The sequence below is a fragment of the Rhodovastum atsumiense genome (genome assembly GCF_937425535.1).
In the GTDB taxonomy this organism is placed as follows: Bacteria; Pseudomonadota; Alphaproteobacteria; order Acetobacterales; family Acetobacteraceae; genus Rhodovastum; species Rhodovastum atsumiense.
The window spans coordinates 5,722,588-5,743,876 of the sequence record NZ_OW485601.1 but is presented as its reverse complement, the minus strand read 5'-3'; the positions used below and the strand labels follow the sequence as shown (position 1 = coordinate 5,743,876).

At 71.2% G+C, this 21,289-nt stretch carries 20 protein-coding genes; 14 read left to right on the top strand and 6 right to left on the bottom strand.

What is annotated here, in order from left to right; all coding sequences use genetic code 11:
* The first annotated feature begins 132 nt into the window (after positions 1-132).
* The 3 genes from NBY65_RS25890 (at position 133) to hisC (ending at position 4,851) form a co-directional block, all read left to right on the top strand.
* Entirely contained in the window at positions 133-2,706 is a 2,574-nt protein-coding gene (locus tag NBY65_RS25890) for an MASE1 domain-containing protein (RefSeq protein WP_162530575.1), read from the top strand.
* 56 nt (positions 2,707-2,762) lie between these two features.
* Positions 2,763-3,677 carry a transcriptional regulator GcvA gene (gene gcvA, locus NBY65_RS25885; RefSeq protein WP_150041301.1) on the top strand — a complete coding sequence of 305 codons (915 nt, stop codon included), beginning with the start codon at positions 2,763-2,765 and terminating at the stop codon, positions 3,675-3,677.
* A 109-nt stretch (positions 3,678-3,786) separates the two neighbouring features.
* On the top strand, positions 3,787-4,851 hold the full coding sequence (hisC, locus tag NBY65_RS25880) for a histidinol-phosphate transaminase (RefSeq protein WP_150041300.1): 1,065 nt from the start codon (positions 3,787-3,789) through the stop codon (positions 4,849-4,851).
* Between the two features lie 13 nt (positions 4,852-4,864).
* On the opposite strand, the gene NBY65_RS25875 is transcribed toward hisC, so the two are convergent.
* Positions 4,865-6,040 carry a GntT/GntP/DsdX family permease gene (locus NBY65_RS25875; protein WP_162530574.1) on the bottom strand — a complete coding sequence of 392 codons (1,176 nt, stop codon included), beginning with the start codon at positions 6,038-6,040 and terminating at the stop codon, positions 4,865-4,867.
* Between the two features lie 187 nt (positions 6,041-6,227).
* Between NBY65_RS25875 and NBY65_RS25870 the strand changes: the two genes are divergently transcribed.
* Genes NBY65_RS25870 through arsB form a run of 4 tightly spaced genes read left to right on the top strand, consistent with a single transcriptional unit; the run spans position 6,228 to position 8,887 of the window.
* Entirely contained in the window at positions 6,228-6,584 is a 357-nt protein-coding gene (locus NBY65_RS25870) for an ArsR/SmtB family transcription factor (protein ID WP_150041298.1), read from the top strand.
* Positions 6,571-7,374, top strand: coding sequence for an arsenite methyltransferase (locus tag NBY65_RS25865; RefSeq protein WP_150041297.1), 804 nt, complete (start codon positions 6,571-6,573; stop codon positions 7,372-7,374). The genes NBY65_RS25870 and NBY65_RS25865 overlap by 14 nt, the downstream gene beginning before the upstream one ends.
* Positions 7,371-7,808, top strand: a complete 438-nt coding sequence (gene arsC / locus NBY65_RS25860) for an arsenate reductase (glutaredoxin) (RefSeq protein WP_150041296.1) — start codon at positions 7,371-7,373, stop codon at positions 7,806-7,808. Before NBY65_RS25865 ends, arsC begins: the two co-directional genes overlap by 4 nt.
* Positions 7,805-8,887: an ACR3 family arsenite efflux transporter gene (gene arsB, locus NBY65_RS25855; protein ID WP_150041295.1), complete on the top strand. Its 1,083-nt coding sequence runs from the start codon at positions 7,805-7,807 to the stop codon at positions 8,885-8,887. Before arsC ends, arsB begins: the two co-directional genes overlap by 4 nt.
* A 23-nt stretch (positions 8,888-8,910) precedes the next feature.
* On the opposite strand, the gene NBY65_RS25850 is transcribed toward arsB, so the two are convergent.
* On the bottom strand, positions 8,911-10,578 hold the full coding sequence (locus NBY65_RS25850; protein WP_275266307.1) for a methyl-accepting chemotaxis protein: 1,668 nt from the start codon (positions 10,576-10,578) through the stop codon (positions 8,911-8,913).
* Between the two features lie 228 nt (positions 10,579-10,806).
* Between NBY65_RS25850 and NBY65_RS25845 the strand changes: the two genes are divergently transcribed.
* From NBY65_RS25845 to NBY65_RS25835, 3 genes are read left to right on the top strand one after another with little or no spacing between them, the layout of a single operon-like run.
* Complete coding sequence (locus tag NBY65_RS25845; RefSeq protein ID WP_150041293.1) at positions 10,807-11,100, top strand: ArsR/SmtB family transcription factor; 294 nt, start codon at positions 10,807-10,809, stop codon at positions 11,098-11,100.
* Positions 11,097-12,149 (top strand): permease, encoded by a 1,053-nt coding sequence (locus NBY65_RS25840; protein ID WP_150041292.1) that lies wholly within the window; start codon positions 11,097-11,099, stop codon positions 12,147-12,149. Before NBY65_RS25845 ends, NBY65_RS25840 begins: the two co-directional genes overlap by 4 nt.
* 19 nt (positions 12,150-12,168) lie before the next feature.
* Positions 12,169-12,405, top strand: coding sequence for a thioredoxin family protein (locus NBY65_RS25835; RefSeq protein WP_150041291.1), 237 nt, complete (start codon positions 12,169-12,171; stop codon positions 12,403-12,405).
* Between the two features lie 125 nt (positions 12,406-12,530).
* Here the strand turns inward: NBY65_RS25835 and NBY65_RS25830 are convergent, their stop codons facing one another.
* Genes NBY65_RS25830 through NBY65_RS25815 form a run of 4 tightly spaced genes read right to left on the bottom strand, consistent with a single transcriptional unit; the run spans position 12,531 to position 18,278 of the window.
* Positions 12,531-14,462 (bottom strand): heavy metal translocating P-type ATPase, encoded by a 1,932-nt coding sequence (locus tag NBY65_RS25830; RefSeq protein ID WP_150041290.1) that lies wholly within the window; start codon positions 14,460-14,462, stop codon positions 12,531-12,533.
* Positions 14,459-15,466: an SPFH domain-containing protein gene (locus tag NBY65_RS25825; protein WP_150041289.1), complete on the bottom strand. Its 1,008-nt coding sequence runs from the start codon at positions 15,464-15,466 to the stop codon at positions 14,459-14,461. The genes NBY65_RS25830 and NBY65_RS25825 overlap by 4 nt, the downstream gene beginning before the upstream one ends.
* A complete protein-coding gene (gene hflC, locus NBY65_RS25820; RefSeq protein ID WP_150041312.1) occupies positions 15,463-16,389 on the bottom strand; it encodes a protease modulator HflC in 927 nt (308 codons plus the stop codon). Before hflC ends, NBY65_RS25825 begins: the two co-directional genes overlap by 4 nt.
* Before the next feature lie 5 nt (positions 16,390-16,394).
* Positions 16,395-18,278 carry an SPFH domain-containing protein gene (locus NBY65_RS25815; protein WP_150041288.1) on the bottom strand — a complete coding sequence of 628 codons (1,884 nt, stop codon included), beginning with the start codon at positions 18,276-18,278 and terminating at the stop codon, positions 16,395-16,397.
* 347 nt (positions 18,279-18,625) lie between these two features.
* On the opposite strand from NBY65_RS25815, the gene NBY65_RS25810 reads away from it, so the two are divergent.
* Genes NBY65_RS25810 through NBY65_RS25795 form a run of 4 tightly spaced genes read left to right on the top strand, consistent with a single transcriptional unit; the run spans position 18,626 to position 21,289 of the window.
* Positions 18,626-19,474 (top strand): STAS domain-containing protein, encoded by an 849-nt coding sequence (locus NBY65_RS25810; protein WP_150041287.1) that lies wholly within the window; start codon positions 18,626-18,628, stop codon positions 19,472-19,474.
* A 10-nt stretch (positions 19,475-19,484) separates the two neighbouring features.
* The gene (locus NBY65_RS25805; protein WP_150041286.1) at positions 19,485-19,841 is read left to right on the top strand and encodes an STAS domain-containing protein; all 357 of its coding nucleotides are present in this window, start codon (positions 19,485-19,487) and stop codon (positions 19,839-19,841) included.
* The gene (locus tag NBY65_RS25800; protein ID WP_150041285.1) at positions 19,828-20,226 is read left to right on the top strand and encodes an ATP-binding protein; all 399 of its coding nucleotides are present in this window, start codon (positions 19,828-19,830) and stop codon (positions 20,224-20,226) included. The genes NBY65_RS25805 and NBY65_RS25800 overlap by 14 nt, the downstream gene beginning before the upstream one ends.
* Before the next feature lie 4 nt (positions 20,227-20,230).
* Positions 20,231-21,289: an ATP-binding SpoIIE family protein phosphatase gene (locus tag NBY65_RS25795; protein ID WP_150041284.1), complete on the top strand. Its 1,059-nt coding sequence runs from the start codon at positions 20,231-20,233 to the stop codon at positions 21,287-21,289.

The window sequence follows — 21,289 nt, the reverse complement described above, 5'->3', positions numbered from 1 at the left end:
CAACGTGTCGACTGAAGTTGCCGTTCCATGCCCAGCCTTTGTGCCCGGCTGAGGCGCACGGCGATGCGCGACTTGTTCGGTCCTCTGCTTTTTCGGCCCACCCCAGGAGGCGCCCCATCCTGGCCGGGCGCCATGGCGCTTTTCGCCCTTGCCTACCTGGCCACCGTCATGCTTGGGCACGCGCTGTCCCTTCGCACCATCGCCGTCGCGACCTTCTGGCCTGGATCGGGGGTGCTTCTCGCGGCGCTCCTGGCGACGCCTCCCCGGCGCTGGGCCTGGGTGCTTGCCACCGCGGCGGCAGTCACTCTCGTCACGGATGGCCTGGTGCTGGGCCTGCCAATTCCCCTGGTCGGGGGGGGCATCGCCGGCAACGGTACCGAAGCCCTGGCGGGGGCGGCGGTGGTCCGTCTGATCCTACGGGAAGGCCGGGAGCAGGTATCGCCCGGCCAGCGCCTGCGCGATACCCTGGCCGTGGGCGCGGCGGCGCTGGTCGCCCCCGTCGCCGGAGCCACCCTCGTCGCCTGGGCGGCCTCGGGCCAGAGCGGTACCGACTTCGCCGAGGTCTGGCGCATCTGCTGGGCGGCCGATTCCGTGGGCGTGGCGGTGGGAACGCCAGCAGCCCTGGCCGCAGCGCAGGGATGGTCGAGGTGCCACGCGACGCCCGGCCTGCCCGGACGTCACTTGGCCGCCTGCGGCCTTGTCGCCGTCATCGTCACGCTGTGGACGGCGGCAGTGCTGTGGGCGCCCGGACCGTCGATCCGGCCCTTGACCCTGACCCTGCCGCCTTTGATCTGGGCCTCCCTGCGCCATGGCCAGCTCGGCGCCACCGTTGCCGTGGCGGTCCTTGCCCTGATGATGGCCGCCAGCCTCGCCATCGATGCCACGCCCTATCTGCGGTCCGGCATGACCCCGGCGGAGCGGGTCGTCTTCGTGCAATTGATGCTGTTCGTGGCGGCGGCGACGGCGCAGTTGCTGGCCGCCGCCACCACCGAGCGGAGAGCCGCCCTGTCCGTTCTGGCCACGGCGAATGCCGGGCTGGAGGCGACGGTGGCCGCGCGCACCGCCGCGCTGCAGGCCGCGAACGCGGCGCTGGCCGCGGGCGAGGCGCGGCTGCGGCTGTTCGTCGATCGCGCACCCGCCGCCATTGCCATGTTCGACGCCGAGATGCGCTACCTCGCCGTGAGCCGGCGCTTCCTGCAGGACTATCGGCTGCGGGAGGAAACCGGGCCGGAGGCGCTGGTCGGCCGCCGCTATGACGACGTGTTCCCGCACATGTCGGACCACTGGCGCGAGGTGCACCGGCGCGTGCTGGCCGGCGAGACCCTGGCGGCCGAGGACGAGGCATTCCCGCACGCGGACGGCCGTACCGACTGGGTGCGTTGGGAAATGACCCCCTGGCATCGGGCCGACGGCTCGATCGGGGGCGCCTTGTTGTTCTCGGAAGTGGTCACCGCCCGCCGGCAGGCCGAGGCGGCCCTGGCCGGGATGAACCGGGATCTGGAAAGACGGGTCGCCGAGGAGGTGGCGGCGCGGGAGGACGCGCAGGCGCGGGCGGCCCAGGCGCAGCGCATGCAGGCGCTGGGACAACTGGCCGGCGGCATCGCCCATGATTTCAACAACATCCTCCAGGCGGTGCAAAGCGGCGTGACCCTGATCGCGCACCGCGCCGAGAATCCGGCGACGGTGCGGAAATTCGCCCGCACGGTCCTGGGCGCGGCCGAGCGTGGCGGCGCCATCACCCGTCGCCTGCTCGCCTTCGCCCGGCACGGCGACCTGCGGGCCGAGCGCATCGACATGGCCCGGCTGCTGGAGGGCCTGCGGGAGGTGCTGGCCCAGACGCTGGGCAGCCATATCGCCGTGTGCGTCGAGGTCGGGCAGGGGCCGTTCCTGGCCCTGGCCGACCGGAGCCAGTTGGAAACCGTGCTGGTCAACCTGGCGACCAATGGCCGTGACGCCATGGCCGAGGGCGGCAGGCTCACCCTGGAGGTCGCAGCCGAGGCGATCGCGGCTGACCCGCCGCATGCCTCGGGCCTGGCGCCCGGCCGATATGTGCGCCTGCGGGTGGCCGACACCGGCACCGGCATGGACCTGGCGACGCTGCAGCGCGCGCCGGAGCCGTTCTTCACCACCAAGCCGCAGGACAAGGGCACCGGCCTCGGCCTGCCCATGGCCAAGGGCTTTGCCGAACAGAGCGGCGGCGCCCTGGCCATCGAGAGCGCACCCGGGCAGGGCACCGCCGTCACGCTCTGGCTGCCGGCGGCCGAGGCGGCGGCCGAGGCCACGCCGGCACGGTCGGCCGGCCTCGCCGCGGCCAGCCCCGGCCGGCGCATCCTGGTCGTGGACGACGAGGCGATGGTGCGCGAGACCCTCGCCGCTACGCTCGAGGACGCCGGATTCGCCGTCCTGGCCGCCGGCGGCGGGGCCGCGGCGCTCGCGATGCTGGACGCGGGCGAGGCTGTGGACGCCCTGGTGTCCGACCTGTCGATGCCGGGCATGGGCGGGCTCGCGCTGATCCGCGCGGCGCTGCAACGCCGTCCCGGCCTGCCCGCGGTGCTGTTGACCGGCCACGCGGGAGATGAGGCCCTGCATCTGGCCGATGGCCTGCCGCACGGCGCCTGTTCCCTGCTGCGCAAGCCGGTCGGCGTCAGCCAGCTGGTGGATTGCATCGAGACCCTGCTCGCCGCCGGAGACAGGGCAACGGGCTGAGACCGCGCGCCGGCCCTCGGCGCCGTGCGACAGATGGCCTAATATCCGCCTTCATCATGAGTTCCGATCATGCAGCCGCAGGCCAGCCATCCCTGCTCGCGGTGCGCGCCTTCGAAGCGGCGGCACGGCTGGGAAGCTTCACCCGGGCGGCCGCCGAGCTGGGCCTGACCCAGAGCGCCATCAGCCGCCATGTCCGCACCCTGGAGGGGCATTTCACCACCCCGCTGTTCGCACGGCATGGCCGCCACATCGCCCTGACGGAGGCGGGCCGGGCCTATTTCGGCGCGGTGGCCGATGGCCTCGCCCGCATCCGCGACGCCAATGCCGCCCTGGCCGCGCGCGGGCGGCGGCAGGAACGGGTGACGCTGTCGCTGCTGCCGTCGCTGGCGGCATTGTGGCTGGCTCCGGTCCTGCCCGAGTTCACCGCACGGCATCCCGGCATCGACCTGCGCATCCATGCCAGCCGCGCCATCGCCGACCTCCGGCGGGATGGCATCGACCTGGCGATCCGCTATGGGCGGGGAAGCTGGCCCGGCGTGGCCGCCGCCCTCTTCGCCGAGGAGACGCTGACCCCGGTCTGTGCGCCGGCCCTCGCGGAGCGCCACGGCCTGTTCCGCTCGGCGGAGGCGCTGGCCTCAGTGCCGCTGCTCGGCGATGACATCCCGGATGGATGGGAGAGCTGGCTGCGCGCCGCCGGCCTCGGCGCCCTTCCCGTGCGCCTGGGGCCGCGCTTCGACGAAAGCACCAGCCTCTACCAGGCGGCGGTGGCCGGAATGGGAGTGGCGCTTGGCCGGTCGCTGCTGGTTGAACGCGACCTCGCCGCGGGGCGGCTGGTCGCGCCGGTCCCGGTCCGGGTGCGCGCGAGCTACGCCTACTGGCTCGTGCAGCCGGAGGGCGTGACGGCCAACCGTGCCACCCAGGCCATGATGGCCTGGCTGCGAAGCCGCGTGCTCGCGGAACACCCGCCATGAGCGTGGCGCCACCGCGCCAGGGTGCACGGCTGCGCATGCCGGTGGTACGGAACACCAGCGGTCCGGGATGGGCCGGTCCGGATGAAGCGATGTCTTCGGTGAGGGGTGAATGAGCCGTTTCTGGAGCCAGATCGTGCACGACCTGACGCCCTATGTGCCGGGCGAGCAGCCCCGGCTCGCGGATCTGGTCAAGCTCAACACCAACGAATGCCCGGTCGGCCCTTCGCCGCTGGTGCTGCAGGCGATCCGCGACGCCACCACCGACGCCCTGCGGCTCTATCCCGATCCCACCGCCACGGCGCTGCGCCAGGCGATCGCGGCCTGTCATCAGGTGCGGCCCGAGCAGGTCTTCGTCGGCAACGGGTCGGATGAAGTGCTGGCGCATGTGTTCGTGGCGCTGTTCCGGCACGAGGCGCCGCTGCTTTTTCCTGATATCACCTACAGTTTTTATCCTGTCTGGTGTCGCCTGCACGGGATCGGCTTCGAGACGGTTCCGCTGGACGCCGACATGCGCATCCGCATCGAAGCCTATGCCCGCCCGGCCGGGGCGATCATCCTGGCCAACCCCAATGCCCCCACCGGCATCGCGCTGTCCCGCGCGGAGATCGCCGCCCTGCTGGATGCCCATCCCGACCAGCCCGTCGTCATCGACGAAGCCTATGTCGATTTCGGCGCCGAGACGGCCATCCCGCTGGTCGCGTCCCATCCCAATCTGCTGGTGGTGCACACGCTGTCGAAGTCGCGGGCCCTGGCCGGACTGCGCGTGGCCTATGCCATCGGCGATGCCGCCCTGATCGAGGCGCTGACCCGGGTCAAGGACAGCTTCAATTCCTACCCGCTCGACCGGCTGGCCCAGCAAGGGGCCATCGCGGCGCTGTCAGACGAGGCGTGGTTCCGCCAGACCCGGTCGCTGGTGATGGAAAATCGCGCGTATCTGCGCCAGGGGCTGGAGCGGCTTGGCTTCGCGGTGCTGCCCTCCTGCGCCAACTTCGTCTTCGCCCGCCATCCGATGGAGGAAGGGGCCCGGCTGGCGGCAGCCCTGCGCGAACGCGCCGTGCTGGTGCGTCACTTCGCATCGCCGCGGATCGCGGACTATCTGCGCATTTCCATCGGCACGCGGGCCCAGATGGACCGGCTGCTGTCCGCGCTGTCGGAGATCCTGGGGCGCGCCTGACCGGATTGGCCGCTCACCACCCCGCCGCCTGGAACGCCAGCACGACGGCCAGCGCGGCGAGGCCCTGCAAGGTCGCGCCACCCGCCAGGATCCGTGTGATGGCGGCCCCGTCCCGGCCGGGCAGCGCATCCTGGCGCGCGAGCCAGTAGAGGCTGTCGTTCGGCGCGATGGTGACGAAGGCCCCGGCGCACATGGCCAGGGTGGCCAGGGCGGGCGACACGCCGAGGCCGGGCAGCAGCGCCGCCACGATGCCGCTCGTCCCGGCGAAGGTCGCCATGGATGAGCCCTTGGCCAGCTTGAAGCTGGCGGTGAAGATGAACAAGGCGGGGAGAACGAGGCCGGTGCCGACCAGGGCCTGCGCCCATCGCTCGACCGGCAGCACGGCGACCAGCATGGCCCCGAAGGCACTGGCCGAGCCGATGGTCAGCAACAGCGGACCGGTGCGGCGCATGCCGCTTTCGATCGCCGCGGCGCGCCCGGGACCGGCCAGCGGCACCAGGGCCACCACGCCCGCGGCCAGAAGCGCGCCCTTGGGGTCGAGCAGGAAATCCAGCAAGGCGGGCGGCGTCCAGCGACCGCGCAGGACGAAACCGAGCGCGAGCAGGCCGGCGAGGGTCGCCAGCGGCGCCAGCACGCGGCGGGGCAGGGGGCCGCCAGCTTCGCGCCGGCGCGCCCGCTCGCCCGGCTCGAAGCGGCGTGCATAGGCCCAGCCGACTCCCCAGGCCACCAGGAACACAGGGAGGCTCAGTGCGATCAGGTCGGCCGACAGCCCCCCGAGCGCGGTGCCGATGATGGCCGGCCCGGCGGGAACCAGCAGCTTGAAGCCTGCATAGGCCCCGAACAGCACCGACAGGCGCCGCCGCCCGGCCATGGGGCCGAGCGCCGCATAGGCCGTGTCCGGGCAGATCATCGCGGCACCGGCAAACGGGGCCATGAAGGCGGCCGCCCGGCCGGAGCCGACGGCGTCACCTTCCCCCGCCAGCGCCGCCGCCAGCGTGAACGAAGGGATCAGGATGAGGGCATAGCTGCCCAGCGAGCCGCCGAACCCGGCATCGAGGGCGGCAAGGAGATGCGCGGTATCCATCCCTCCGGCGATGCCCAGCGCGAGCGCCGCCAGCAGCATGGCCACCGGCAGTGGCAGTCCCCGCGACCAGGGAGCCTTGGCGCCGACCGTCGCTGCCTGAGACATGATCCTCACCTCTGATTCCGCGTGGGAATCATGATGGGGCATGAAAGGGCCATGGCAGAGCGACTAATGTCGCCTCTTATCATGATTGTAACTCATGCTGGAGTGATAGTTCGATATTTCTAAAAATGTCGTTGACTCGGGGTTTCACCGGGCGCACTGATGGCACCGCGAACGGAAGGATCGCGGCATGGACAGCCAGCAGATCGTGAAGGCCCTGGGCGCCCTGGCGCAGGAGACGCGCCTGCAGGCGTTCCGGGAACTGGTGCAGGACGGCCCCGGCGGATGCCCGGCCGGCCTGCTGGCGGAGCGCCTCGGCGTGCCCGCGACGACGCTGTCCTTCCATCTCTCGCAGTTGCTGCAGGCCGGGCTGATCTCGCAGCGACGGGTCGGCCGCCAGTTGATCTATGCCGCCCGGTACGAGGCCATGAACGGCCTGATCGCCTTTCTCACCGAGAACTGCTGCGGCCGCGGCCCGCAAGCCGGCGCCGCCTGCAACCCGACCTGTCCCCAATCGCCCCAGGAGCTGAAAGATGGACACGGCTGAGATCAAGGATCTGGTCCGCGCGCGCTACGGCAGCGTCGCCGCCGGCGCGGATGCGTCCGGTTGCTGCGCCCCGGCGGCCACGGGCTGCTGCGGCGGCAAGCCGACCCCGGAGACGAGATCGCGGGCGATGGGCTATTCCGAAGCCGAGCTGGCCGCGGTGCCGGACGGCGCCAATCTCGGCCTTGGCTGCGGCAACCCGCAGGCGATCGCCAACCTGAAGACGGGGGAGGTCGTCGTCGACCTGGGCAGCGGGGCGGGCATCGACTGCTTCCTGGCAGCCAGGCAGGTCGGGCCCGCAGGCCGGGTCATCGGCGTGGACATGACCCACGAGATGCTGGCGAAGGCACGCGCCAACGCCGGCAAGCTGGGCGTCACGAATGTCACGTTTCGCCTCGGCGAGATCGAACATTTGCCCATCGCCGACGGCACCGCCGACGTGGTGATCTCGAACTGCGTCGTGAACCTGGTGCCCGACAAGGCGCAGGTGTTCCGCGAGGCGTTTCGTGTGCTGAAGCCCGGCGGGCGCGTGGCCATCTCGGACGTGGTCAACGTGGCGCCGCTGTCGGCGGATCTGCAGGCCGACCCGGCCTTGCTGTGTGGCTGCGTCAGCGGCGCCGCTCCGGTGGAGCGGATCGAGGGGTGGCTCCGCGAGGCCGGGTTCGCCGGGGTGCGCGTCGCGGTGAAGCCGGAGAGCCGGGAGATGATCGCATCCTGGGCGCCGGGCCGGGGCATCGAGGACTGCGTCGTGTCCGCCATGATCGAGGCGCGCAAGCCCGCGGAGGCCGCATGAGCATCACCATCTACCACAACCCCGCCTGCGGCACGTCGCGCAACGTGCTGGCGCTGATCCGCAACAGCGGCGAGGAGCCACGGGTCGTCGAGTACCTCCGGACGCCGCCGACGCGTGACGAACTGGTCGATCTGATCCGGCGCATGGGCATCGGCGCGCGCGGCCTGTTGCGCGAGAAGGGTACGCCCTATGCGGAACTCGGCCTCGGCGATCCCGGGCGGACCGAGGACGAACTCATCGACGCCATGATGCGCCATCCCATCCTCATCAACCGGCCGATCGTGGTCACGCCCCTGGGCGTGAAGCTGTGCCGCCCCTCCGAGACGGTGCTGGACATCCTGCCAACGCCGCAGCAGGGCGCCTTCAGCAAGGAAGGGGGAGAGCAGGTGGTCGATGCCCGGGGACGGCGCGTCATTCCGGAGAATCCGGCATGAGCGCATCCGCGCCAACCGAGGCCCACGCCCCCCGTAAGGCGTCGCTCGGCATCTTCGAACGCTACCTGACCCTCTGGGTCGGCGCCTGCATCCTCGCCGGCATCCTGCTCGGCAGCGCCTTCCCGGGCGTGTTCCGCATGATCGGCCGCCTCGAAGTGGCTCAGGTCAACCTGCCCGTGGCGGCGCTGATCTGGGCGATGATCGTGCCGATGCTGCTGCGGGTGGACTTCGCCTCGCTGGCCCAGGTGACGCGGCACTGGCGCGGCATCGCCGTCACCGTCGGGGTGAACTGGGCGGTGAAGCCGTTCTCCATGGCCCTGCTGGGCTGGCTGTTCGTCGGCGTCCTGTTCCGCCCGCTGCTGCCGGCCGGGCAGATCGACAGCTACATCGCCGGCCTGATCCTGCTCGCCGCCGCGCCCTGCACCGCGATGGTGTTCACCTGGTCGAGCCTGGTGAACGGGGATGCCAATTTCACGCTCTCCCAGGTGGCGTTGAACGACACCCTCATGCTGGTCCTGTTCGCACCCATCGTCGGCCTGCTGCTCGGGCTGTCGTCGATCACGGTGCCCTGGGACACGCTGTTCGCATCGGTCGTCATCTTCATCGTGGTGCCGCTGCTGGCAGCCCAGCTCTGGCGGCGGTCGCTGCTTGCCGCCGGGGGGGAGGTGGCCCTTGCGCGCACGCTCGGGCATCTGCGGACCCCCTCACTCGGCGCGCTGCTGGCCACGCTGGTGATCCTGTTCGCGCTGCAGGGCCAGCAGATCGTGGCGCAGCCGCTGGTCATCCTGCTGCTCGCGATCCCCATCATCATCCAGGTCTTCTTCACCGCGACGCTGGCTTATTGGTTGAACCGCTCGCTCGGCGAGGCGCAATGCGTGGCGGGGCCAAGCTGCCTGATCGGCGCGAGCAACTTCTTCGAACTCGCCGTCGCGGTCGCCATCACGGTCTACGGCTTCGAGAGCGGCGCGGCGCTGGCCACGGTGGTGGGCGTGCTGGTCGAGGTGCCCGCCATGCTGGCCGTCGTGAGGGTGGTGAACCGCACGCAGGACTGGTACGGATCGCGGCAGGCGCGGCCGTAACCGCACGCGCCTGCCGCGGCCGGTCAGGCGGCCTTCACGCCGGCCAGGAACGCGCCGACCTCCCGGTTCAGGTTCTCCGCCTGGCGGGACAGGCTGTCGGCGGCCGAAACGACATTGAGGGCGCCATTGCCGGTCTTCTTCGCGGCCCTGTCGACCTCGCCGATGTTCGCGGTCACGTCGCGCGTCCCGGACGCGGCCTGATGGACGTTGCGCGCGATCTCCTGGGTGGCGGTCCCTTGCTCCTCGACCGCCGTCGCGATCGCCGTCGTCCTCTGGCTGACCTGATCGATCGTCACGGCGATCGCCTGGATGGCTGCCACCGCGGCGCGGGTGGCCGTCTGCACCTGTCCGATCTGCGTGGCGATTTCCTCGGTGGCCTTGGCCGTCTGGCTTGCCAGCGTCTTGACCTCGGAGGCCACCACGGCGAAGCCACGGCCCGCTTCTCCCGCGCGGGCAGCCTCGATGGTGGCGTTCAGGGCCAGCAGGTTGGTCTGGCCGGCGATGCCGCTGATGAGGCTGACCACCTGGCCGATGCGCTCGGCGCTGTCGGCCAGCGACTGCACGATCGCCTCGGTTTCCCGCGCGTTGGTGGCGGCCTTGCCGGCCTCCGAGGCGGACTGCGTGATCTGGTTGTTGATCTCGGTGATCGAACTGACGAGTTCCTCGGTCGCGGCCGCCACCGTCTGGACGCTCCCGTTGGCCTGCCCGGCGGCGCTGGCAACCGCCTCGGCCTGCCGCGCGGTGCCGTCCGCCGTGTCCGACATGGATTGCGCCGTGGCGTGCAGCTCCGTGGCCGATGACGAGAGAACGCCTGTCATTTCCTCGATCTTTGCCTCGAAGGCCCTGGCCAGGGTCTGCAGCCTGCCGGCGCGCTCGACGTCCTCGGCATGGCGCCGCCGCTGGGCCTCCGCCATGGCATCGGCTTCCTTGAGGCCGTTGCGGCATTCCTCGATGGCCCTGGCCATCTCCCCGATTTCGTCATGCCGCCTGGTGCATGGCAGGTCGAAGGCATAGTCCCGGTGGGCGAGCTGGCGCATGGTTCCGGCCAGCCTGACCACCCGGGCGGTGACATCGCTGTTCAGCCATGCGGTCGCGACCAATGCCAGCAGGGCGGACAGGACCGTTATCCCGCCGATGATCCAGAATGTCTGCGCGGCTTCCGTCTCGGCGTCACTCGCGCCGATCTTCCCCATGCGCTCGTTGTAGGCGATGTCGGCATGCACCGCGTCCCGCAATCTGGCGAAATACGGATGGAGATCGTTGATGAAGAAGTGCGCCGCGGCGGCGTCATTGCCTTTGAGCGCGTCCAGCTTCGCGCTCTGCTCCTTGTAATCCCGCCAGGCCGCATCGATGGCGGGAATGATGGTCTGCGCTTCTTCGCCGGCATCGACGAGGGGAAGGTACTCCTGCCGCGCTCTCTCGACGTCGGCGAACGCCTTCATCCGACGCTCGTCGACGAGGCTCTTGTCCTTGGCGTCCGCGGCGGCCAGGGCTGTGCCCTGCGCCAGACGGACGCGAGTGACTGCTTCGGCCAGACGGCCGACGATCAGGATGCTTGGCAACCGGTTACGGGCCAGATCGGCGGTGATGTGGCTTGCGTGGGTCGACTGGTGCAGCGAAATGCCGCCGACCAGAAGGAGCATGAACAGCAGGCTCCCAAGGGCCAGGAGAATTTTTCTGCCGATCTTCATTTCAGCCAAGACAGTCATGGATCTGAACCTGTACCGAATTCCCAATCTGTTTCCGCTGTGAATTATTTCAAACAGCGTTCCTTATCAATAGGCTATACCTATATTTTCCAAATAAATCGAGGCCCATCGGAAGATCTGATCTTACATTCGGAAAGGGAATTAGATCTTCCCTTGCGCAACAAGGAAGGGGGCTATTATATGCGGATAAGCGCATAAGCGGATATAGGCATGGACGTTTGCGGACTGATGGGGGCCTTGTCCGAGCCGACCCGGCTTGGGGCCATCCGGATCCTGTGGGACGGCGACGAGCACTGCGTCTGCGAACTGATGCGCCGGCTGGGCGCCACCCAGTCCCGCATGTCGCGCCACATGGGCGTGCTCAAGGCGGCGGGCCTCGTGATCGACCGCCGTGACGCGCAATGGGTCCGCTACCGGCGCAATCCGCATCTGCCGGCGGCGATCGCGACCGTCGTGGACGCCGTGCTGGCCGCGCTGCCCGGGCAGGAGAGGGACGCCGCATGAACACCCTGGCGCCGCCGGCCCCGGCACGATCCGGCTCTCCCGTGCTCTGGCTCGGGGGAACGGCCGCCGCGCTCGGGCTCTGGAGCGGCGCCTGGCTGCTGCTCGGTCCCTTCGCCGAGGCCGTGACATCGCTGCTGCCCATCCAGCGGGCGAGCCGCCTGGGCGAAGCTGTCGCGTTCTTCGCCTATGACGTGCCCAAGGTGCTGCTGCTGCTCATCCTCGTCGTGTTCGGCATGGGCGTGGTGCGGAGCTACTTCTCGGCGGAACGCACGCGGACGCTGCTGGCGGGGAAGCGCGTGGGAACAGGCAACGTGGCGGCCGCGGCGCTGGGCATCGTCACCCCGTTCTGTTCCTGCTCGGCGGTGCCGCTGTTCATCGGCTTCGTCTCGGCGGGGGTGCCGCTCGGCGTCACGTTCTCCTTCCTGGTCGCCGCGCCGATGATCAACGAAGTGGCGCTCGGGCTGCTGTTCGCGCTGGTCGGGTGGCGGGTGGCGTTGGCCTACCTGGTGCTTGGGCTGGGGATCGCGATCGTTTCCGGACTGGTCATCGGGCGCCTCCGGCTGGAAGGCTGGCTCGAGGCGTGGGTCCGCACGATCCGTGCGGGCGCCGTTGAACTGCCGGCGACCGACCTGACCGTCGCCGGCCGCATCGCCGCGGGGCTGGAGGCGGTTCGCGACATCGTCGGCAAGGTCTGGGTCTGGGTCGTGCTCGGGATCGCGGCCGGGGCCGCCATCCACGGTTACGTTCCTGCCGAAATCCTGGGCTCCATCATGGGCAGCGGCAGTTGGTGGTCGGTGCCGGCTGCCGTCCTGCTCGGGATCCCGATGTATTCGAACGCCGCGGGAATGATTCCCGTGGTCGAGGCCCTGCTTGGCAAAGGCGCCGCGCTCGGCACCGTACTGGCCTTCATGATGGCGGTGACGGCGCTGTCGTTTCCCGAAATGATCATCCTGCGCAAGGTCATGAGTCTGCGACTGATCGTCGTGTTCGTCACCGTGGTCGGTTGCGGCATCCTGGCCGTCGGCTTCCTGTTCAACGCCTTGTTCTGACGAAAGCGGGAGACATCCCATGAAGGACGTGAAGGTTCTCGGCCCGGGGTGCAGGCGCTGCACGACCACCGCCGAGATGGTGCAGGCCGAGGCCACCCGGCTCGGCGTGGCCGTCCACATCGAAAAGGTGACCGATTACGCCGCGATCGCAGGCTATGGCATTGCGTCCACCCCAGGCATCGTGGTCGACGGCAAGGTGGTGCATGCGGGCGGGGTGCCCAGGGCCGAGGACATTGCGCGCTGGCTGGCCAACTGACCCGGTGCGGAAGCCGTCCTGCATCTCATGGTAGAATGAGGCGGGCGTCTTCAGCCTGACAGGATAGTCGTATAAGATATATTATGGAAAGTCAGCATGCCGGAACCCGGGCCGCCGGGCCACGGTCATGGCGTTGGCGGCACCGCGCGTCCGGTCTCGTCGAACAGCAGCAGCCGCCCGGCATTGGCCAGGCCGATGAAGGTGGACAGGTTATGCAGCAAGGCGGCGATCACCGCGCCCTGGGCGCCCAGCAGGCCGGCGGCCGCCAGCGCCACCAGCACCATCGTCCAGCCCAGGCCGATCGCGACATTGACCTGGATGGTGCGGCGGCAGCGCCGGCTGAGCCGGATCGCGGTGGCGATCCGCCGCAGGTCGCTGGTGATCAGCACCACGTCGGCCGAGGCCAATGCCACGTCAGTGCCCTGCGCCCCCATGGCGACACCGACCGCGCCGGCCCGCAAGGCCAGCGAGTCGTTGATACCGTCCCCGACCACCAAGGGCGGAAACCCGTTGCGGGTCTCCTGCTGCACCCGCTGCATCTTCTGCTCGGGCAAGGTCTCGGCGCAGATTTCGGGAATGCCGAGCTCGCCGCCGATGCGTCGTGCCACGGCGGCCCGGTCGCCGGTCAGCAGCAACTGCCGCTCCAGCCCCAGCCCCCGCAACTCGGCCAGCACCGAGGCGGCTTCCGGGCGCGGCGCGTCGGCGAACAGCAGCCATCCCAGGAACACGCCGTCGCGGCCGACCCCGGCGATCGGGCCGTCATGCGCCGGGACCGGCGGCACCGCGACCCCGAGCCGCCCGAACAGCTCCGGCCGCCCGAAGGCGACCGGCACGCCGGCGCAACTGCCGGTCATGCCGAAACCGCCTTCCTCCCGCAGCCCGGTCACGGCGGGCGACGCCGCGTCCGGCGCGGCCCGCATCGCGGCGCGGACGGCGGCCCGGCTCACCGGATGGCTGCTGGCAACCCCGAGGCTCGCCGCGACCAGCAGCAAGTCCCGCTCCGTCGTCCCCGCGCACGGCATGGCACGGGCCAGCGACAGCTCGCCGGTGGTCAGGGTGCCGGTCTTGTCGAACACCACCGACCTGACATCGGCGAGGCTTTCAAGGAAGGCGGCGCCCTTGATCAGGATGCCGTGCCGCGCCGCCACCGCGATGGCGGCGATCGCGGTGGCCGGCGCCGCCAGCACCAGGGCACAGGGACAGGCGGCGACCAGCACCGCCAGGGTCGCCGCCATGTTGCCCGAGGCGAACCAGGTGCCGCCGGCGATCACCAGCACCAGCGACAGATACTGCCCGGCATAGCGCTCCAGCAGCCGCGTGACCGGCGGCTTGGCGTCTTCCGCCGCCCGCATCAGCGCAATGATCCGGCCGAGCGTGGTGTCGGCGCCGGTCAGCGTGACTTCGACCTCCAGCCGGCCGTTGGTGGCGATGGCGCCGAGCAGCGCCGTCTCGCCGACCGTGACGTCCACCGGCACCGATTCCCCGGTCAGCGAGGCCATGTCGAGGCTGGCGGTCCCTGCCCGCACGATGCCGTCCGCCGGCACGCGGTCGCCGGCCCGCAGTTCCACAAGATCGCCCGGACGCAGCGAGGCGGCAGGCACGATCTCCACCACGCCGCCGCGCAGCCGCCGCGCCTGCGTCTCGGTCAGGCGGCCGAGTGCCCGGATCGCCTCGCGCGAGCCGAGCAGGCTGCGTTCCTCCAGCACATGGCCGATGATCATGACGATCGGCAGCACCGCCGCCGTCATCATGTCGCCATTCGCCCAGGCGGCGATCAGCGCCAGCGCGATCAGCCGGTCGGCGATGCCGTGCAGGCTCGGCGCGCGCAGGCTCTGCCAGGCGGCCATCAGCACCGGCACGGCGACCAGCGCCGCGGCGGTGCTCGCCACCAGGGTCGCCACTGCCGTCCCTTCGGGCACGGCGAACTCCCAGGCCAGCGCTACCACCAGCAAGCCGGCGGCGAGCATGGCCAGGGTCAGCCGCGCCCCGAGCAGCAGCCGCTCGCTGCGCGCCAGCATCCCGGTCGGCAACTCGGTGACGGTGGCACTCATGCTCATGGCTGTATTCCGGGCAGGATCAGGCGGTTGCTGCCCTGCGGGTCCACGGTGATCACCCGGCCGGCCTGGCCCAGCACCGCGGCGATGCGCTCGCGGTAGAACTGGTCCAGCAAGGCGGGACGGCCGGCGGGCGCGTCGCGCGCCGCCAGCGCGGCCACGGCGGCGACCTCGGTACGGACCTTCCCGACCCGCTCCTCCGCCTCGCCGCGCGCCTGGGTCACGATGCGGTCGGATTCGCGGTCGGCGGTCTGCAGGGTGCGGGTGGCCTCGGTGCGGGCATCGGCGAGGCGTTGCTCGGCGCGCTGGGTGGCCGCCAGCACCGCATCGAAGCCCGGCCGGGCCTGCGCGGGCAACGACGCTTCCAGATCGGCCCGGGTCACCTCGACGCCGAGCGGCGCGCCCGCCGTCTCCAGCGCACGGAGCCGGCGGTTGATCTCTTCCACCAGTTCGCCGCGCAGCGCCTGGCGCTGGGCCTGGACCTGCGGGTCGGCACCGTCGCGCTCGGTCCGCACCACCAGGAAGCGGTCGATCGAGCGTCCCGCCGCGATGCTGACCGCGCTGGCGGCGAACAGCCGGTTCAGCGCCGGGGCAACATGGGTGCGACTCTGGAAATAGGCGACCGGATCGACGATGCGCCAGGTCAGCGTCCCGCCCAGCAGCACCGCGCCGGCGTCGCCGGTCAGGTAGGTGCCGGCGCCGTCCGGCAAAGCGGGATTGCGCGCGGTCACCTTCATCTCGTTCTGGCGCGCCGGCGCCGGCAGCAGTTCGACCTGCTCGATCGGCCGTGGCCAGGCCAGCAGCAACCCGGCCTGCTGCACCCGCACGACGTCGCCGAACCGGGTGACGACGATCTGCGACTCCGGCGGCACCTGGCGGCAATTGGAAACGGCCCAACCCAGCCCGAGCAGCAGCGTGGCCAGCGACAGCACGCGGAAGCTGATCCGCAGCGACTGGACGACCGGCCCGTCCGGCGTCCCGTCCCCCGCGAGAGGGCCGGCGGTCATTTCCGCGGCTCCGCCGCGAGGGGTTCCTGCACCAGCAGCGAGAACGGCGCGGCATCGGTGCGCAGCACCAGCCGGGTGTTGCTGCCGACCACCTGTCCCAGCGTGTCGAGACCGCGCAGCATCATGTAAAGCTGCGGGTCGGCCGCATAGGCGCGGCCCTGGATCTCCGCCGCCTCGCGCCGTGCCGTGGCCTCGATCTCCGCCGCCTCGGTGCGGGCGCGGGCGATGGTGATGCGGGCGTCGCGCTCGGCGTTGAAGCGGACCTCGGCGGCGGCGCGCAGCCCTTCCGCGGTGCGCTCGGCGGCCACCGTCTCGCGCTCGGAGCGCATGCGAGCCACCGTGGCGACGAGGCTGGCGTCGGGCAGGCTGAGCGTCTCGATGCCGACCTGCTGCACCTGGATGCCGTAGGTCTGCAGCACCTGCCCTTCCACCTGCGCCTTCAGCCGCTGCTCGAAGGCGCCGAGGCGCAGCCGGGCGGGATCGGTGTTGACCAGGTCGGCCAGATCGAAGCTGCTGGCGGTGACCTGCAGCGCTGAGCCGACGAAGCTGCGCAACTGGCGCGCCGCCTCGTCCGGATCGTTGCGGACCGCGCGCAGAAACTGGCGGACGCGCTCGGGCTCGGGCGGCACCTGCCACGCGACGTAGGTCTGCACCAGGATGCGCAGCCCGTCGCGAGTGCCTACGTCCTGCAGCCCGGTCGAGCTGGTGCGCAGGCGCAAATCGACGGGGATGGTGGCCTGCAGCGGCGCCGGCAGCTTCCAGGCGAGCCCCGGCTCGGTGAGCACCCGCACCGGGGCGCCGAACTGGGTCACCACCACCGCCTCGCCGGAGCTGACCATGACGGCGGTTCCGGCCAGCCCGGCCCCCGCCAGCACGATGCCGGCCAGGGTGAAGCGCAGCGTGGCCTGCAGCAGGCGTGGCATCGGGATCAATTCGTGGGCTCCTTGCCGAGGCTGCTGGTGGGCGGGCGCAGGTCGATCAGCGGCGCCTCCGCACCGCCGAGGCGATGATCGACCACCAGCAGGTCCATCGAGGTCAGGGCGGTGGCGAGGCTGGAAAGGCGGCGTTCGAACAGGAAGGCGCGGCCGGCGGCCGCAGCGGCGTCGCGGTCGGCGGCGAAACGGGTGGCGTCGGCGGTCGCCGTGTTGACCAGCTCCGCCGAGGTCGCCCGGGCATCGGTGGCCAGCGCCGCCACGCCCTGCCAGGCTTCCGCCTGGGTGGCATGGGCCCGGCCGCGCTCGGCAGAAATGCTTGCCTCGGCGCTGATCTGCGCCGCCTGCACGGCATGGTAGGCATCGGCGGCGCCGCCGGGCGGATGGATCGCATCGATCATGACCGCGGTGAGGTCGAGCCCGGTGCCCGCCGCATCCAGGTCGCGCTGCAGCACGGCGCGCAGCCGCTCGGCCATGGCCTCGCGGTTCTCGCCCAGCGCCGCTTCCAGCGTGCGCCCGGCGAAGAAGCCCGCCATCACCCGCCCCGCCATCCGGCGCAGCAGCAACGGCAGGTCGACCACGCCATAGGTGGCGCGCAGCGCGTCCGCGTCGCCGAGCCCGATCCGGTAGAACAGCCGGATATCGGCGTTGACCATGTGGAAGCTCTGCTGGCCGTTACGCGCGGCGGCGATCAGGAACCAGGTCTCGTTGGCGTGGCTGCGCTCCCACAGGCGGTCGGCACCGGGCGGCGGAATATCCTCGGCGCCGAAGCGGTCCGGGACGGCATCACCGCGCTTCAGACCGACTTCGTGGACGGTGCCGAATTCGACCGCTCGCAACCGGCCGAGCGGCCAGGGCAACACCAGATGCAGCCCCGGCTGCAGCACCCGCACCGGCGCCCCGAAGCGTTCATAGACGGCGCGCCGGTCGACCCCGACGATGGCGACGCCGCTCAGGCCCCAGGACAGCAGCAGCAGCGCCAGCACCAGCGGCGCGAAGGCGGCGCGGACATAGGCCAGCGCCCAGCTCCGGGTGAAATCGATGCCCAGGTGCTGCCGCACCGGCGCGGCCAGCCCCCCTGCCCTCGGCCCCTCGGCCAGCAGGCGGGCCAGCACCGAGCGCACCGCCGCGCGAGCCTCGGCGGCCGGCGGCGGCGGCAGGAAGCAGCGCCCGGCCGCGCGCAGGGCCAGCTCGGCGGCGATGGCGCAGGGCAGCAGCGACAACGCCGTCGCCAGCCGCCCGGCCAGGGACGGCGCCCCCAGCCCGGCGGCGATTTCCAGCAGGCCGGCAGCCGGCAGGAGGATCGTGGGCAGGAAGATCAGGCCGCGCAGCGCCGGCGCCTCCGGCAGCCGCGCCGGCGGCAGGGTCGCCAGCACCCGCTCGGCCAGCAGCAGCGGGAAGGCCAGGACGACCATGGTCCCGCCCCACAGCCAGGCCGTCTCCGGGGCGGCCGGCGGGATCGCTGCCCGTGGCAGCAGCACGGCCGCGGCCACCGCCCCGGCCAGCGGCACCACCAGCAGCGCCTGCGGCCAGCGCGCCGCGCGCCGCACCAGATCGGGGTCGCCGCGCCCCCTCGCCCAGGCCATCGCCCAACTGCCGGCGAACCCGGCCAGGGCCACCAGCAGGGCCGCCAGGGGCAAGGTCATGAACGGGGCACGGCCCAGTTCCCGCAGCATCGTGACAGAGGGAAACACCCCGGCCAGGGCCGGCGGCGCCGCCAGCAGGGCAGCCGCCAGGGCGAGGCCCAATGTCAGCCGGCGCACCAGCCGCAGCGCCGACGCCGCGGTGGCCCGGTCCGGCAGCGCCGCACCTTCCCCTGGCTCGGGGCGCCCAGGATCAAGATGTGCAGGCTCGAGGCGTGCAGCGGGAAGATCGTTCATTTGACGCAACGATGTTGGAAAAGGAGAAGCGGCCGGGCCGCCTGGGTCAGCGCATGATGACGGGCGCCGCCAACGGCGCCCCTTCTAGGCCAGTCGTCTCGCGCCCCGCAACCTCGGGTGGGCTCGCCCTCCGGTTGCCCTCCGCACGCCTGCATTTCCGCGGATGCGTGCCGTGCAGGGCGTGGGGGACCGGACCGCTTCTCAAGGTCATGTGACCGCGTTTGCGCCGCCATGGCCCCCCGGGCAGGAGCCCGGTGCGTTTCCCGCTGCCGAGGCCCCTCCTACACTCACCCAAATCCTTCACCAGCCATTCCGCCCCCATTCCTGACCAGGAGCGTTGCGCCGGTATGTCCCAGGCTTCCCCGTCCGATCTCGCCACCCTCATCGCCGCGCACGAGCCGGACATCCTGGCGCACTGGCTCGACCTGCTGCGCCAGCAGGGGGCGTTGCAGTCCGGCCGGCTGCGCGAGGGTGAACTGCAGGCGCAGTGCCGCACCGTGCTGCACCGCCTCGCCACCGCCCTCGCCGCCGCCGGCACCGATGCCGCCGCACCCGACTATGCCCCGCTGCGCGACAGCCTCACCGAGATTTCGCGCAGCCGCGCGCTGCAGGGCTTCTCCGGCGCCGAGACCGCCATCTTCGTGTTCTCGCTCAAGCAGCCGGTCTTCGCCACGATCGAGCGCAACCGTGGCGATGCGCGCATGGTCTGGGACATCACCCAGGTGATCGACACCCTCGGGCTGCATGCCTTCGAGATCTACCAGCGCAACCGCGAGGAGATCATCGTCCGCCAGCAGCAGGAGATCGCCGAGCTGTCGACGCCGGTGGTCAAGCTGTGGGACGGCGTGCTGGCGCTGCCGCTGATCGGCACGCTGGATTCGCAGCGCACCCAGGTGGTGATGGAGAACCTGCTGCAGAGCATCGTCGATCACAGCGCCGAGATCGCGATCATCGATATCACCGGCGTGCCGACCGTCGACACGCTGGTCGCCCAGCATCTGCTGAAGACCGTCGCCGCGGCTCGGCTGATGGGGGCGGACTGCATCGTCAGCGGCATCCGCCCGCAGATCGCCCAGACCATGGTCCATCTCGGCGTCGAGCTGAACGTCGTGTCCAAGGCAACGCTTGCCGACGCCCTGGCGTTGGCGCTGCGTCGTATCGGCCGCGAGGTCATCGCCTCCGCCCCACGCGCGTGACGCAAGCAGGATGGACCGCATTCCGATCCTCAGGATGGGCGACGCGCTGCTGGTCTCCATCCAGGTCGACATGCACGACCAGTTGGTCCTGGCGCTTGAGGAGGACCTGACCAACCGCATCGCCGCCACCGGGGCGCGCGGGGTGATGATCGACATCTCCTCCCTCGAGATCGTCGACAGCTTCATCGGTCGCATGCTCGGCAACATCGCCGCCGTCTCCCGCGTGCTCGACGCCGAGACGGTGGTGGTGGGGATGCGGCCCGCGGTGGCGATCACCCTGGTCGAACTCGGCCTCTCGCTGCCCGGCGTGCGGACCGCGCTCAATGTCGAGCGCGGCATGGCGCTGATCCGCCGTGCCCGGGCGTGAAAGCCTGCCCATCCGCAGCAGCGACGACGTCGTGCGCATCCGCCAGGCCGTGCGGCTGCATGCGGTCCAGGCCGGGCTGGGCCTGGTCGACCAGACCAAGATCATCACCGCCGCCAGCGAGATCGCACGCAACACGCTCGACTATGGCGGCGGCGGCTCCGTGCTGATCGAGACCCTGAGCGATGGCCCGCGCCGCGGCGTGCGCCTGACCTTCGAGGACCAGGGCCCCGGCATCCCCGACATCGAGCAGGCCCTGACCGACGGCTTCACCACCGGCGGCGGCCTCGGCCTGGGGCTCGGCGGCGCCAGGCGGCTCTGCAACGAATTTCACATCGTCTCCCGGTCCGGTGAAGGAACCCGGGTGACGCTCGCGCGCTGGAAATGATCAGGTGCTAGCGGTTGCAATAACCGAAACGAGCCAGGTTGGCGAAGCCCGCCGCCTCTGCGTGGAGGTGGCACAGGAGGCGGGTTTCGACACGGCCGGCGTCGGCCGGGTCGCGCTGGTGGCGACCGAGCTCGCCACCAATCTCCTCAAGCATGGCGGCGGCGGCGAATTGCTCTGCGGTCCCTGGTCCGATCCCGCGCATTCCGATCCCTCCCATGCCGGGCTGGACCTGCTGGCCCTCGATCGCGGGCCCGGCATGCGCGATCCCGGGCTTTGCCTGCGGGATGGTTATTCTACCGCGGGAACGTCCGGCACGGGCCTCGGCGCGGTGCGGCGCAACGCCCGGCTGTTCCGGCTGCAATCCGCCCCGGGCAGCGGCAGCGCGGTGCTGGCGCGGCTCGCCATCGCGGCGTCCCGTCCCACGCCGGACGGCCTTGCCATACAGGATCATTCGCCCATGGATCTCTCGCCTGCCTGGGGAGCCGTCACTGTTCCGCATCGGGGCGAGCGTGCCTGTGGCGATGCCTGGACCGCCATCAGCGAGGGCGCGCTGCGCGTGTTCCTGATGGCCGACGGCCTTGGCCACGGGCCCGACGCGGCGCATGCCGCCGCGGAAGCGGTGCGGCGGTTTCGCCAGGCGCCGCTGCGCCCGCCCGGCGCCATTCTCGAGGCAATCCACCAGGCGTTGCGCCCCACGCGCGGCGCCGCCGTCGCCATCGCTCGCGTCGATGCGGCGCGTGGCGCCGTGACCTTCGCCGGCATCGGCAATATCGGCGCCGCGGTGGTCGCGGGCACGGAGATCCGGCGGATGCTCTCCCATAACGGCACCGCCGGCCACCAGCTGCGCCGCATCCAGGAGTTCGAGTATCCCTGGCCGGACGGCGCCGTCCTGGTCATGCACAGCGACGGGCTCGCCTCGTCCTGGTGGCCGCCGCGCCAGGCCGGCCTGCTCGCCCTGCACCCGACCCTGGCCGCCGCCCTGCTCTACCGCGATCATGCGCGCGGTCGCGACGATTGCTGCGTGCTGGTCGCCGCGACGCCCGCGTCCATCCCCGATGATTGA

Bases quoted from the DNA above. Each gene is read 5' to 3' on its own strand.
- gcvA (WP_150041301.1), top strand. From the start codon at position 2,763: ATGAGTTCCGATCATGCAGCCGCAGGCCAGCCATCCCTGCTCGCGGTG.
- NBY65_RS25875 (WP_162530574.1), bottom strand. From the start codon at position 6,040: ATGTCTCAGGCAGCGACGGTCGGCGCCAAGGCTCCCTGGTCGCGGGGA.
- NBY65_RS25845 (WP_150041293.1), top strand. From the start codon at position 10,807: ATGGACGTTTGCGGACTGATGGGGGCCTTGTCCGAGCCGACCCGGCTT.
- NBY65_RS25825 (WP_150041289.1), bottom strand. From the start codon at position 15,466: ATGACCGCCGGCCCTCTCGCGGGGGACGGGACGCCGGACGGGCCGGTC.
- NBY65_RS25890 (WP_162530575.1), top strand. From the start codon at position 133: ATGGCGCTTTTCGCCCTTGCCTACCTGGCCACCGTCATGCTTGGGCAC.
- hflC (WP_150041312.1), bottom strand. From the start codon at position 16,389: ATGCCACGCCTGCTGCAGGCCACGCTGCGCTTCACCCTGGCCGGCATC.
- arsC (WP_150041296.1), top strand. From the start codon at position 7,371: ATGAGCATCACCATCTACCACAACCCCGCCTGCGGCACGTCGCGCAAC.
- NBY65_RS25870 (WP_150041298.1), top strand. From the start codon at position 6,228: ATGGACAGCCAGCAGATCGTGAAGGCCCTGGGCGCCCTGGCGCAGGAG.
- arsB (WP_150041295.1), top strand. From the start codon at position 7,805: ATGAGCGCATCCGCGCCAACCGAGGCCCACGCCCCCCGTAAGGCGTCG.
- NBY65_RS25810 (WP_150041287.1), top strand. From the start codon at position 18,626: ATGTCCCAGGCTTCCCCGTCCGATCTCGCCACCCTCATCGCCGCGCAC.
- NBY65_RS25815 (WP_150041288.1), bottom strand. From the start codon at position 18,278: ATGAACGATCTTCCCGCTGCACGCCTCGAGCCTGCACATCTTGATCCT.
- NBY65_RS25850 (WP_275266307.1), bottom strand. From the start codon at position 10,578: ATGAAGATCGGCAGAAAAATTCTCCTGGCCCTTGGGAGCCTGCTGTTC.
- NBY65_RS25835 (WP_150041291.1), top strand. From the start codon at position 12,169: ATGAAGGACGTGAAGGTTCTCGGCCCGGGGTGCAGGCGCTGCACGACC.
- hisC (WP_150041300.1), top strand. From the start codon at position 3,787: ATGAGCCGTTTCTGGAGCCAGATCGTGCACGACCTGACGCCCTATGTG.
- NBY65_RS25865 (WP_150041297.1), top strand. From the start codon at position 6,571: ATGGACACGGCTGAGATCAAGGATCTGGTCCGCGCGCGCTACGGCAGC.
- NBY65_RS25840 (WP_150041292.1), top strand. From the start codon at position 11,097: ATGAACACCCTGGCGCCGCCGGCCCCGGCACGATCCGGCTCTCCCGTG.
- NBY65_RS25805 (WP_150041286.1), top strand. From the start codon at position 19,485: ATGGACCGCATTCCGATCCTCAGGATGGGCGACGCGCTGCTGGTCTCC.
- NBY65_RS25830 (WP_150041290.1), bottom strand. From the start codon at position 14,462: ATGAGCATGAGTGCCACCGTCACCGAGTTGCCGACCGGGATGCTGGCG.